We start from the raw sequence: 11,286 nt of genomic DNA, 5'->3' as shown, positions 1-11,286 counted from the left end.
TTTAGCGGTTAATAATCAAGCCCGAACGCAAAGCCATCGGACGTTAGGTGCAAGCGTAACGGACGACCGTACAACTATCGGGCTGACATCAAGAAAACCAGACGGACGACTTCTAAACAGACTTTCGGACGACAGTAACTAGGCAGACAATTTCGCTGTTCTATGACACAAACCGACCTGACTTTGCCGACACTCAAGCCGACCCAAATGGTTTTTAAAATTTTTCCTACCGCACATTTTAAAAAATAATTTAGCCAACCCGCATTGGCACATTTGGGGTTTGCCCTACCCACAATCCCACCCGCCACAAACCCCAAAAGAGCCAATTCTGCCAATCCTTTCAGTATTGATACTTATAGTCCGTGGACTTATTTACATCTATTTAAGACCTTTGTATCCAAATTATAGAAATGGGTACAGTATATTCTAAAAGTGAAAAAGCCTATTTAGAACGAATAGGAAACCGGATACGTGAACTTCGTACAGAGGGCGATTTATCCCAAGAAAAATTAGCTTTTGCATGCGACCTTGACAGAACTTATATCGGTTCTGTGGAAAGAGGCGAAAGAAATATCTCTGTTATTAATCTTAGAAAAATTGCAAAGGCTTTGAAAATTAAAGTATCCGTTTTACTAAATATTGAAGAATGAATAAAGACTTTAAAACTCCTCCACAGTCAGTTAAAATGTTGACTGATTCAGAAACATTAGCACATTATTTTACAGAGTTGGTTGGCAACCCATTTACATTAACAGGAAAAACAAGAACTGACGGTTCAAACATTCGTAAACTTATAGCTTCTGTATTAGAAAAGTATCCATTACCCGAATTGGCTGAAGTCGGACAATTTGAAATTGTTCCTCCAAAAGGAAAAGGCGTTCCGAAAATTGCCAGAGAGTTTATTGACACCTACATTGTAACGAGTGGAACATCTTATAATTTGCAGGTTTGGAACAGAGTTCCGGCAGCAGAAACGTTGCTGATAAAATACGAATCTGGAGAAAGTCTCAAGTGTACCGATGTGCGATTCGTTTTTGTCAGGATTGACATAACAAAAAACATTATTGCTTCGGTTATAATTCTCACCCCTGAATATATAGAACAGAGATTTGGGAAATTTGGTAAACCAACAATTAAGCATCAACTCTTAATTTCAGGAAAAGTAAGAAGGGATATTTATGAAAGTGTAGATAAAATACTCTCCTTTCCCGATTCTAAAAAACTTTCCTATTACATTCGACACGATTATCTGCCACCAAAATCAGGTATGGTTGAGGAACCGGACATTAAGCATTTATTTTCCATTGCATTATTGAGAAAAATGGTCGCTGAAAAATTAATTGGCTTTAAGCTGGATGCGGCATCAACCAAAAACAGAGGTCAGGCTTTGGAAAAGAAAGTCCTCGAATTGCTTGGCTACGAGGTAAAGGAATCCGATTTGCTATATGGTGCATTTCCCGATATTAGAAACCAATTATTAGAGGTAAAAGTACAAGACAGCCCCACTGTGGATTTGGGTAAATTTTCACCCGAAAAGGAAGAAATTGTCATTGAGGATTCAAGACTAACAACTTTTGATGTAAGGTATTTGATTGCATTAACCAATCCTAAAACAGAAATAATTGAGGGCATTATCCTTTCTCCGGGTGAGAAGTTGGGCGAATTATTTTCTTATGTAAGTGCTGAAAGCTATAAATGTCAACGAGCAATCCCAATGGCTTTTTTCGATAACCATTATGGAAAATCTGTTTTTAATCCAGACTAAAAATGGGTTCAACTCCAAACGATTCCGCAACTTTAATTTCCAACAGATTTTCTAATTCTGAAATTTCCGTCTTATCGTTTGATTGATTCAATTTTTTAACGATTGAAATAATTTCTTTCGCTTTAGAAGAATTAAAATCGGGCAATGGATACCTTTCTACATATTGTGTAAAATATCTTCGCCTGCCGGAATATAGCTTGTTATTAAATACCAAGTCGTGATATTTGGTCATTAATTTAGAGTTAGCAATCCCCTGAATTAACAGCAACTTTTCTACATCTTCCTCTTTTGCCGCTACAATCCAGTAACAATTGCCGTTGACTATCTTTCCGCCTTTATCGAAATAAAAACGAGGCTTAAAGCTTATATCAGGGAAAACAAGTTTTGGATATTTCCATTGGTCAGGACGGTGAGGAACCCACAATTCAAACCATTGTCTTCCTGCTTCAATAAGATATTTTCTTGATTTTAATTTTTCTTCGTGTTGCAAAAAATATTTTTTCGCTTTGGGGTATTTTTCTATATCAACCGTTTGCTTTTCGCCACCAACGGAAATATGTGGATAGAGAACTTTTAATTTGAAATTATCCGTAGCGTTCCAAGGTTCTATATTTTCCTGTGAAATCAACTCTTTCAACAACTCATCTTCGGGTTTTGTACCGTTAAGATTTTCCCATTTATCACTGATGAATACTTTATCAGCAGTTGATTTAATACCTACTTTTACCTTAAACAAATCTCCCACCCGATTTTTTGAAGCCTTATCAATTTTTGAAACCCAATCCGATTCATTATTTGATAACATTTCCCAACAAGCACCGGAAGCAATTTTATATTTTAATACACCTGATGATTTTTTATACCGCTTGCCGTTTGCAACAAAGTAACCAGATTGTTCATTGTTTAGCACTTCATATACGGATTCTACAGGAATTAAATCACCTTTATAGCCATTCAGTTCCTCATATATTTTGATAAAATTTGCAGAGGAGGGGCTTTTTAGTTTTTTCTTTCTCCCAATAAAAATTGCAGGTAATACAGCAGCATCAAACAACTTTGTGTCTCCCAAATCAATCAATTCCAAAATCTCATAATTCTCGGACAAGAATTTCCGGATACTTTCTCCGCCTTTTGTTGACAAGTACCTGTTAGAAGTGATTACCCCAAGTATTCCCCCTTCTTTCAGACTTTCAGTCATGGCAATCAGGAAAGGATAATACAAATCAACCCTTCCTTTTAAATTAAACTTTTGGGCAAGCTCCTGTGCCTGTTCCGTTCCTAATATTTGGGTTCGTACATAAGGCGGATTGGCAATGACAATATCAAAGGAATTATTTACAAATGATTTATTGTATTCCTGAAACAAGCCTAAATTACTTTGGTTGGAAGAAACATCAATAGCCTGCAAAAAATCTTCGTGAATGAGTTTAATATTTTCAGCACCAAATCGCAACGTTCTTTCTTGAGCAAAGCTCAAATATTGCTCATTGGCATCATAGCCTGTGAGTGAAAAATCAATAGCAGAATCAGAAAGTATATTGCCCATTGCAATGAGTAATTCCCCTTCTCCACAGGCAGGGTCAAGTACCTTTTGATAGTTAGGTTTGACATAAGAAGTAATCCTTTCCGCTAAGAAAACAGAAAGCTCTTTTGGGGTAAATGTCGCCCCTGTGTTCTTTATTTGCTCTTTGGTTGCCATTGACAGGTGTAAAGATACTTAAAATCATCAAAGAATCAACTCCTTAAAAGCCTTTTTTATCAACAATTGAAAGTTTACCCTCGCCACATAAGCCAATAGGCATAACCCCTCACTACTTCTTTTTCTTCCTTCTCTTTTTGAAAAAGTCCTTTTTAGTCTCTGCATCTTCTTTTCTGCCTTCCTCAATTTCCCAATCTTCCCAACGCCTTGCGTGGCGAATCTTATTTCGGGTAATGAAGTAGTGCGACTTACATTCAAAATTCCAATTACCAATAGACGGAGAAAGTGAAACGGTTTTTCCGTCAAAACGAAGTTCCCAATCAGTTGGCGAAAGCGGTGTTACAACTTTGTTTCCACAACCACAGACACACAGATGAACAGCAGTTCTATATTCAACAGAAATATAAAGAACGTCTTGTTCAGGACTGTTCGGGATATACTCAACAAACTTATGCTGGATTGTCTTCATTAAGCAATTTATTTGTGTTGATTAAAAACAAACTATTATGCTCTTTTTTTACGTCTTGGTAGAAACCGCTCATTTTTTTCCACTTCAAGACTGCAAGGATAGCGTTGAGACAATTTAAGTCAGCAATTTGAATGTTGTTTGAATATTCATTTTCTTCAAATTCCATTGAGCCAATTCGTAAATCCAAATGGTCGCTTTTATTTGATGAACCAACCGTAACACGAACAGCACCATTCAAGCAATCATCGGCTTTGTTCACGCCAATACCGACATCAATAAATGTTACGCCCATTTTCAAAAATGCTTTTGCAAGGTTGTACCGAACTTCGTTTTTATCAATGCTAATAAAAACATAATTGAAATCCTTTAGCTCATTTACGTTTTCAGGCGTTACATACTTCGTATGCACTTTTATTCCTGCGTGCATATTGGAATAAATTCCGTAGTAATAATCTACTTTTTTTATTCCGTTTTCTGTTTCCAATTTTTCACTTGAAACAGCACCGGGCGAACGAAAAGCGTTGTGCAGTTGAAACTCATCACCGTCAAAAATATGTATTTCTTTAACGGGAGTTTTTGCGACTTGGTCAAGAATATACGAGCCTGTTCCGCCCAGTCCGATAATTGCGATTTTTTGATTTTCAAATTTTCGGTTTAGGAACTCAATTCCTGCACGGGAAGAATTCGTGTCGGGATATTTAAAAACGTTTGTATCAATCATTACTTCTGTTTTCATTTAAGACTTTTTTAAAAGGTTTTGTTATTACTGTGCCGTCAATGACTTTAGCATTAATACTTAGTATTTCTGCATAAGTCCTGATTTTTTCATAGTAGTTCGGGTAATTTCCCGACAATGGTTTGCTTGAGAAATAATGTGTAGCCAATAGTTCGCTTGTTAGCTGTATTCTATTGTAATTATTGATTATTGCGTCAAGCGGTTGTCCATTAGCATTGCAAGGTGTTTCGCCATTGAAATAAATCGTATGGTCTGGGGGCGTAGAAATTTTTGTTGGACTTGCATAGTTTAGTACACAAATCAAAGTTCCAAACGCTATATTTTTTGTAGGCGTAGCATAAGGTATTTGGCGGACAACCAAGTGTCCGCCTTTTACCTCTATGTCGTAGCCTTCTTCTTGCAGGCGATTTAAGTCAGGGTTAAGATTTATCAGTTGCTGAGGCATTGAATATCATTTTATGTTTAACAAAAACTTCCTGACCCGCAAACATTGACCCTTCGGGGTTTTGTCTTGGGCCATCTTCGTAAGCTACGGTGTAAACCATTGTCGGCTTGTCTATGTACTGCCCAAATGCAAGAACAATTACTTCTTTGAAGCTAATTTTTTCTTTAGTCCATTTGTGCGGTGTACCGTTTACCAAAATGATTACTTCTTTCGCTTTTGAATAGAAGTGTTCAATTTCAGGACGAGCAAGATTGACTTGCTTATCATCGGGAATCGGTTCATCTTCCCACGGCTTTTTAACCGCAAGAAAAATTTCTTCCTCTTTTGCGATGTGTCCTAAATTTCGGATTTCAGCACCAGTAATGTATTGCTGATTCCATTCGTACTTCTTACCATTTATGGTAAGCTCTAAAACACGGCTTCCGTGTTCACCTTTTGGATTTTTGTCTTTGTTTTCTGACATTGTTTAAAAATTTATTTGTTCAACCTATCTACTAAAACCGTTACAAAATTATCTTTGTGTAACAGACCTCAATTACACTACTAAAACCATTACTAACGGTTTTTGGTAGTTAATGTGTAGCAGTAAAAAATGAACAATAGTCAGGACTTAAATAACGAAGCAACGGAGAGCCTCTTGGAATATATCCAATGGAAGGACGAGCCTGACTATGCGGAAATAGCTAAGGAAGCATTTAGGGTGTTTACTTTCCGTTATCAATTAGAGCTTCTAAAGAAACTTACACCCATTTGTAAAAATTGGGGATATGACAAACAGGTCGCAACTGAATTAGCTTATGAGGCTTTTAACCGTATTTGGAAGTACCCAAAATTTGACCTTTCAAAATCAAAGCAAAAAGATTACCATAAAGCTATCAAATTTTACCTTTTTGGTATTGCTAAACGACTTTTAGCTGATTACAAAAAAAGCGAAACAGAAGAACCAAATCCATTTACAGGTGACGAAGAAATAATTCGTGATTTGCCCGATATAGAAACGTTGAGCGATGATAAAGTCCGTAAAGCAGAGTTAAAAAGAATGTACGAGTTGTTAAATGGAGCTTTGTCAAGGCTTACACCAAAACACAAGGTGATTTACCTTACATACAAGCATTATGAATCATTGACGAACGAAGGGTATAATTTACCAAGACACTTAACGAAAAAGTTACAAGACGAACTTGACCTAACGCAAAACAGTATTCGTGTTTACAAGAAGCAAGCAATTGAAGCAGTTAATACACATTTAAAAATATATGGCTCAAAATAAAAAACATATTACACCAGAGAACATAACCGAATGGTTATCTTCTACGGGTTTCCTTTTCCCAAGGAACGAATTTGAGCTTGAAAGGTTTGAAAAATTGTATAGTGAGGAAGATTTCGGCTTAACAGGGAAAGAGATTGACCCTGATAAAATCATTAACGGTACTTTCAGAGAAAATAAAATCGTGAAAATGCCTACTGATATTAAGCAGGAAGAAATCAATCCATATCGTATGGCGGCACGCAATGGTAATAGTTTGCCTAAACACATTATGGACAAAATCAAGAAAAATCAAAGCAAACCAAAAGATGATTCAAACGGGTCGGAAAACACAAATAAGTAAGTTGGCAGAATATATTGCCAGTGAGTTTTCAGACAAGAATCTTACTTTACTTGACGAGATTGCTAAGTTTGAGAGTGTTCCAATTCATTATGACAATTACGAAGACGCTTTTGACGGAATGTTGCTGTATGATACAGACAACAAGGATTTTCATATTCACATAAACATTGACAACGGAAACAAGCAAAATTCTAAACGAGGACGATTTACACTTGCTCACGAACTTGGACATTTTTTCTTGGACGAACATCGCTTAGGTTTAAAATACGGTTTGCTTGAACCACACGCTTCGTTTCATAACATCAACCACAAATCGGCAATAGAATTAGAAGCAGATTTTTTTGCGAGTTGTTTACTAATGCCTAAAGACAAATTCAAAAACTTTTCCGCAGAACACAAAAAACTAACAGAAAACAAAAAGTTTTCGTTTGATACAATTCTTGGACTTTCAAATAGCTTTCAAACAAGCGTATTATCAACTCTTATTCGATTTGGAGAAGTGGGAACACACGAAATATTTGCTGTTATTTCAAAAGACAATGTTGCTAANGAACTTATTTTATTGATTTTTAATCAATTATGTTTTTTGTCGTGTACTAAATAAAAAATTTTATACCTTATCGAGCATTTTCAAAAATTCTTTATAACCGTCAGTTAAGATTGTTTCAGGACGATTAAATTTAAGGCCTTTGGTACGTTTTCTTATTTCAAGGGTACACATACCATGGACTACTCCCCAAATCATAAAGGATAGCGGCTCTTCTTCATGTCCGGAAAAATATCCTTTATCAATACAGTCTTTAACCGTAGATTTCAGTATGTTAAAGGTACCTATGCCTTCATCCCACGCTTCACAGCCATCGTTTTCTTTTTCGGCCAGATGCTTCAATGGCTCTTTAATGTTGAACATCAAGTCATACATGTCTGGATTTTCAACAGCAAATTTTAAATAAATCCGGCCCATTTGTTTTAACCTTTCCAAAGGGTCATCAACAGGGCTAATTTCAAGAAAATAGCCGCCCAGTTCACTAAACCCGATAGTATGCAGGTCATGAAGTATGGCATTTTTATCTTTAAAATATACATATACGGTGCCAACACTGTAATCTGTAGCATCAGCAATATTCCTGATAGTTGTATTTTCAATACCTTTTTCAACAAAGAGCTTTTTGGCGCTTTGTAAAATCAGCTGTCGCAGTTCTTCTTTTTCCCGTAATTTTCGCGTTGCTGTAGTCATAAAACATCAATACCATGCAAAAATATAATTTTTTTTGAACAACGTTCATTTTTTATTAAAAACTTTAAATCTTTTATATTTGCCTATGCCTTATTTTATTGAAGCAGTCCTTCCGCTCGCCCTTCCAAAGTCATTTACATATGCTGTCAGTGAAGCTGAGTACCATTATATTGGTATTGGTATGCGGGTAGCAGTCCCTTTTGGGAAAGGCAAATTATACACAGGCATAGTGACCGAAAAGCACCAGAACCCGCCACAACTCTACCAGGCAAAGGAGATACACCAGATACTTGATGAAGAACCCGTTGTTACCACAAACCAGTTGCGGCACTGGAAATGGATAGCTTCCTATTACATGTGTAGTATTGGCGAAGTATTTAAAAGTGCAGTGCCCTCAGGTTACCTCCTGGAAAGCGAAACCATGATTATGGCCCGGAGAGATTATTATCCCTCCGCAGGCGAGCTTTCCGATGAAGAATATCTTGTATACCAGGCCCTCCAGCAACAGAGCGCTTTAAAGGTACAGGAGGTGACGTCTATCCTGAACAGGAAAAAAATATTGCCGGTAATAAACAGGCTTATAAAAAATAATATTGTTTCCCTGCAGGAAGAAATTCGTGAGAAGTACAAGCCCAGACGGGTGCGGTACATCCGGCTCCAGCCAGAGTTCATAGAGCAGGAGCAGCTCAACGGACTGCTCGAAATACTGTCGCGTGCCAAAAAACAGCGTGAAGCCGTATTGCAATATTTCCAGATACTGGCACGGGAGAAAAAGCCTGTTTCCGTCAAAAAACTTACTGATTCGGGTGTAAGCGCAGCCGTGATAAAATCGCTTATAGAGAAAGAGGTTTTTGAAGAATACTATCTTGAGCAGGACCGGGTAGTTTTTCAGGGGGCTGAAGATTCAGGCTTCACCCTTAGCGAAAAACAGGAGGAAGCTTTGATGCTGGTTAGGGAAAGGCTTGAAAAAAATGCGGTAACACTGCTACACGGGATTACTTCGAGCGGGAAAACTGAAATTTATACCAAACTTATAGAAGAATATATCAGCAGGGGGGAGCAAGTGCTTTACCTGCTGCCCGAAATTGCCCTAACCACACAGCTTGTAGCCCGCCTTACTGCTTTTTATGGCAACCAGGTAGCCGTTTACCACTCAAAGTACACTAATAATGAACGGATAGAGGTGTGGCAGCAGGTATTACAGAAGTCCGAAAAGGCAAAAATTGTTATAGGCGCACGGTCAGCGCTGTTCCTGCCGTTCCAGGACCTGGGGCTTGTTGTAATAGATGAAGAGCACGAGCAAAACTTCAAGCAGCAGGACCCGGCTCCGCGCTACCACGCCCGTGATGCTGCTATTGTACTGGCAAATTATTTTGGAGCGAAAGTATTGCTGGGTTCGGCAACGCCAAGTATCGAAACCTACTTTAACGTGAACAGCGGCAAATACGGCTATGTAGAACTAAGGGAGCGTTACGGCAATATAATCCCGCCTGAAATTATATTGGTTGACCTTAAAGACAAATACCGGCGCAAACGCATGGCCGGCCATTTTAGTGATGAGCTCGTAGAAGCCATATCTGACACACTTGCCCGGGGCAAACAGGTAATCCTATTCCAGAACCGACGTGGCTTTTCGCCATGGATAGAATGCCTCACGTGCGGGCATGTACCGCAATGCCCACAGTGTGATGTAAGCCTCACCTACTATAAATACAAAAACCAGTTGCGATGCCACTATTGCAGTTACTACATAGCGAAGCCTTCACATTGCCACCAATGCCATTCGGCAGATTTAGATACCAGAGGCTTCGGTACAGAGCAGATAGAAATGGAGCTGAAAGAGCTATTTCCGGACAGTAACCCCTGGCGTATGGACCAGGACACCACGCGCGGCAAATTTGGCTACGAGAAAATTATTGATTCCTTCAAAAACCGGGAAATAGATATACTCGTAGGAACCCAGATGCTGGCTAAAGGGCTGCATTTTGATAATGTAAGCCTGGTAGGAATCCTTAATGCCGACAATATGCTGTACCAGCCGGATTTCCGTGCCTTTGAACGCGCGTACCAAATGATGGTGCAGGTAGCAGGCAGGGCAGGGCGCAAAGGCGCACGGGGCAGGGTTATGATACAAACCTATAACCCGCAGCACAATATCATCCGGCAGGTTACTGAGAATGATTATGATGGCATGTTCCGCGAGCAGCTGTATGAAAGGCATATCTACAAATATCCGCCGTATTACAGGCTGGTGCGCCTTACGCTGAAGCACCGTGATTATGAGAAGCTGAAGGACGGGGCCATGTGGCTGTACAATGTGCTGTCCCAGCAATTAAATGTACCTGTACTGGGTCCCGAAGAGCCGGCCATAAGCAGGATACGCAACGAGTACATACGCACTATAATGGTTAAGATACCCCAGGGAAGCACCCTGGCCGGCACTAAAGCCGCCATACAAAAAATTCTGCACAGCTTTGATACCATTCCGCAGTACAAGTCGGTTAAAGTATCGGTAAATGCTGATCCGTATTAAGTCCCGGGTTTATCTAGCGCCCTGGCCAGTTCTTCTTTTTTGTTGCGGCTAAGCGGTATTTTAGTATTGCCAATCTCGGCAAATTTACTGTTGAAGCGCAGTATTTTACCGATGTTGATAATGAAGGATTTGTGCACACGCAGGAAACGCCCCTTTGGTAATTCACTTTCAAAGGATTTCATGGTGCTGAGTACCAGGTGGTTTTCATCCTCTGTAATAATTTTTACATAATCGCCATACGCTTCAATCCAGTTGATTTTCGAGATGAATACCTTAAGGTTTTTGAGGTTGCTTTTAACAAAGATAAATTCCCCGTCATCTTCAGGCCCGTCTTTTTTAAGCTGGTATAAATCGAGGGCTTTTTGTACAGCTTTGTTAAACCGGTCTTTGGTCAGCGGCTTGTGCAGGTAGTCAACAGCAGCATAGTCAAACGCTTTCAGGGCATAGTCCGATTTGGCCGAAACAAAAATTATGTGAGGCCGAGCCTTGAGCCCGTCAAGCAGGTCAAAACCGCTTTGGACAGGCATCTCAATATCCAGGAATAGCAGGTCTACCTGCTTGTTCAGGATGCAATTGCGTGTTTCAGACGCATTAGAAAAATCCCCAACTAAGTTGAGGTCGGGATGCTCATAAACCAGTTTGGCTAAGGTGATTCTCTGGATAGTGCTGTCGTCAACAACCACACAGTTAAGTTTCATTTTCAGTCAGGGTTAGTGTATTTGGCAATAATTGAATGGATGTTTACAAATATTTTAGTACACGACAAAAAATATAATTGATTAAAAATCAATA

Annotated in this window: 13 protein-coding genes; 6 read left to right on the top strand and 7 right to left on the bottom strand. The window is 39.0% G+C overall.

Annotated features, from left to right (window positions below):
* Positions 1 to 410 precede the first annotated feature (410 nt).
* A complete protein-coding gene (locus CHU92_RS11385; RefSeq protein WP_094415664.1) occupies positions 411 to 650 on the top strand; it encodes a helix-turn-helix domain-containing protein in 240 nt (79 codons plus the stop codon).
* Entirely contained in the window at positions 647 to 1,765 is a 1,119-nt protein-coding gene (locus tag CHU92_RS11380) for a hypothetical protein (protein WP_094415662.1), read from the top strand. The genes CHU92_RS11385 and CHU92_RS11380 overlap by 4 nt, the downstream gene beginning before the upstream one ends.
* Here the strand turns inward: CHU92_RS11380 and CHU92_RS11375 are convergent.
* The 5 genes from CHU92_RS11375 to CHU92_RS11360 form a co-directional block, all read right to left on the bottom strand.
* Positions 1,752 to 3,464 carry an HsdM family class I SAM-dependent methyltransferase gene (locus CHU92_RS11375; RefSeq protein WP_094415660.1) on the bottom strand — a complete coding sequence of 571 codons (1,713 nt, stop codon included), beginning with the start codon at positions 3,462 to 3,464 and terminating at the stop codon, positions 1,752 to 1,754. The genes CHU92_RS11380 and CHU92_RS11375 overlap by 14 nt on opposite strands.
* 112 nt (positions 3,465 to 3,576) lie before the next feature.
* Positions 3,577 to 3,933 carry a DUF6527 family protein gene (locus CHU92_RS11370; RefSeq protein WP_094415658.1) on the bottom strand — a complete coding sequence of 119 codons (357 nt, stop codon included), beginning with the start codon at positions 3,931 to 3,933 and terminating at the stop codon, positions 3,577 to 3,579.
* On the bottom strand, positions 3,914 to 4,669 hold the full coding sequence (locus CHU92_RS16140) for a ThiF family adenylyltransferase (protein ID WP_243389598.1): 756 nt from the start codon (positions 4,667 to 4,669) through the stop codon (positions 3,914 to 3,916). Before CHU92_RS16140 ends, CHU92_RS11370 begins: the two co-directional genes overlap by 20 nt.
* Entirely contained in the window at positions 4,647 to 5,114 is a 468-nt protein-coding gene (locus CHU92_RS16135; RefSeq protein ID WP_243389597.1) for a DUF6791 domain-containing protein, read from the bottom strand. Before CHU92_RS16135 ends, CHU92_RS16140 begins: the two co-directional genes overlap by 23 nt.
* Entirely contained in the window at positions 5,089 to 5,577 is a 489-nt protein-coding gene (locus CHU92_RS11360) for a multiubiquitin domain-containing protein (RefSeq protein WP_094415656.1), read from the bottom strand. The genes CHU92_RS16135 and CHU92_RS11360 overlap by 26 nt, the downstream gene beginning before the upstream one ends.
* 129 nt (positions 5,578 to 5,706) lie before the next feature.
* Here CHU92_RS11360 and CHU92_RS11355 point away from each other — a divergent pair, with 129 nt between their 5' ends.
* The 3 genes from CHU92_RS11355 to CHU92_RS11350 are packed head-to-tail and all read left to right on the top strand — an operon-like array spanning position 5,707 to position 7,328.
* On the top strand, positions 5,707 to 6,384 hold the full coding sequence (locus tag CHU92_RS11355; protein ID WP_094415655.1) for an RNA polymerase sigma factor: 678 nt from the start codon (positions 5,707 to 5,709) through the stop codon (positions 6,382 to 6,384).
* The gene (locus tag CHU92_RS15595) at positions 6,371 to 6,724 is read left to right on the top strand and encodes a hypothetical protein (protein WP_129583073.1); all 354 of its coding nucleotides are present in this window, start codon (positions 6,371 to 6,373) and stop codon (positions 6,722 to 6,724) included. The genes CHU92_RS11355 and CHU92_RS15595 overlap by 14 nt, the downstream gene beginning before the upstream one ends.
* Positions 6,627 to 7,328, top strand: coding sequence for an ImmA/IrrE family metallo-endopeptidase (locus CHU92_RS11350; protein WP_094415653.1), 702 nt, complete (start codon positions 6,627 to 6,629; stop codon positions 7,326 to 7,328). The genes CHU92_RS15595 and CHU92_RS11350 overlap by 98 nt, the downstream gene beginning before the upstream one ends.
* Positions 7,329 to 7,334: 6 nt before the next feature.
* Here the strand turns inward: CHU92_RS11350 and CHU92_RS11345 are convergent, their stop codons facing one another.
* On the bottom strand, positions 7,335 to 7,961 hold the full coding sequence (locus CHU92_RS11345) for a TetR/AcrR family transcriptional regulator (protein ID WP_094415651.1): 627 nt from the start codon (positions 7,959 to 7,961) through the stop codon (positions 7,335 to 7,337).
* A gap of 85 nt (positions 7,962 to 8,046) precedes the next feature.
* Here CHU92_RS11345 and priA point away from each other — a divergent pair, with 85 nt between their 5' ends.
* Positions 8,047 to 10,494: a replication restart helicase PriA gene (gene priA / locus CHU92_RS11340; protein ID WP_094415649.1), complete on the top strand. Its 2,448-nt coding sequence runs from the start codon at positions 8,047 to 8,049 to the stop codon at positions 10,492 to 10,494.
* Here the strand turns inward: priA and CHU92_RS11335 are convergent.
* The gene (locus CHU92_RS11335) at positions 10,491 to 11,192 is read right to left on the bottom strand and encodes a LytR/AlgR family response regulator transcription factor (protein WP_094415647.1); all 702 of its coding nucleotides are present in this window, start codon (positions 11,190 to 11,192) and stop codon (positions 10,491 to 10,493) included. The two genes, priA and CHU92_RS11335, sit on opposite strands and share 4 nt — an antisense overlap.
* Positions 11,193 to 11,286 lie beyond the last annotated feature (94 nt).

Source organism: Flavobacterium cyanobacteriorum (assembly GCF_002251835.1).
Classification (GTDB): Bacteria; Bacteroidota; Bacteroidia; order Flavobacteriales; family Flavobacteriaceae; genus Flavobacterium; species Flavobacterium cyanobacteriorum.
Note: the sequence above shows the minus strand (reverse complement) of the source record. Positions and strands in the feature narration are given on the sequence as shown.

What these genes read in the sequence shown, in the direction of transcription:
- priA (WP_094415649.1), top strand. Translation starts at nt 8,047, where the DNA reads ATGCCTTATTTTATTGAAGCAGTCCTTCCGCTCGCCCTTCCAAAGTCA.
- CHU92_RS11370 (WP_094415658.1), bottom strand. Translation starts at nt 3,933, where the DNA reads ATGAAGACAATCCAGCATAAGTTTGTTGAGTATATCCCGAACAGTCCT.
- CHU92_RS11335 (WP_094415647.1), bottom strand. Translation starts at nt 11,192, where the DNA reads ATGAAACTTAACTGTGTGGTTGTTGACGACAGCACTATCCAGAGAATC.
- CHU92_RS16140 (WP_243389598.1), bottom strand. Translation starts at nt 4,669, where the DNA reads ATGAAAACAGAAGTAATGATTGATACAAACGTTTTTAAATATCCCGAC.
- CHU92_RS11380 (WP_094415662.1), top strand. Translation starts at nt 647, where the DNA reads ATGAATAAAGACTTTAAAACTCCTCCACAGTCAGTTAAAATGTTGACT.
- CHU92_RS15595 (WP_129583073.1), top strand. Translation starts at nt 6,371, where the DNA reads ATGGCTCAAAATAAAAAACATATTACACCAGAGAACATAACCGAATGG.
- CHU92_RS11385 (WP_094415664.1), top strand. Translation starts at nt 411, where the DNA reads ATGGGTACAGTATATTCTAAAAGTGAAAAAGCCTATTTAGAACGAATA.
- CHU92_RS11355 (WP_094415655.1), top strand. Translation starts at nt 5,707, where the DNA reads ATGAACAATAGTCAGGACTTAAATAACGAAGCAACGGAGAGCCTCTTG.
- CHU92_RS16135 (WP_243389597.1), bottom strand. Translation starts at nt 5,114, where the DNA reads ATGCCTCAGCAACTGATAAATCTTAACCCTGACTTAAATCGCCTGCAA.
- CHU92_RS11345 (WP_094415651.1), bottom strand. Translation starts at nt 7,961, where the DNA reads ATGACTACAGCAACGCGAAAATTACGGGAAAAAGAAGAACTGCGACAG.
- CHU92_RS11360 (WP_094415656.1), bottom strand. Translation starts at nt 5,577, where the DNA reads ATGTCAGAAAACAAAGACAAAAATCCAAAAGGTGAACACGGAAGCCGT.
- CHU92_RS11375 (WP_094415660.1), bottom strand. Translation starts at nt 3,464, where the DNA reads ATGGCAACCAAAGAGCAAATAAAGAACACAGGGGCGACATTTACCCCA.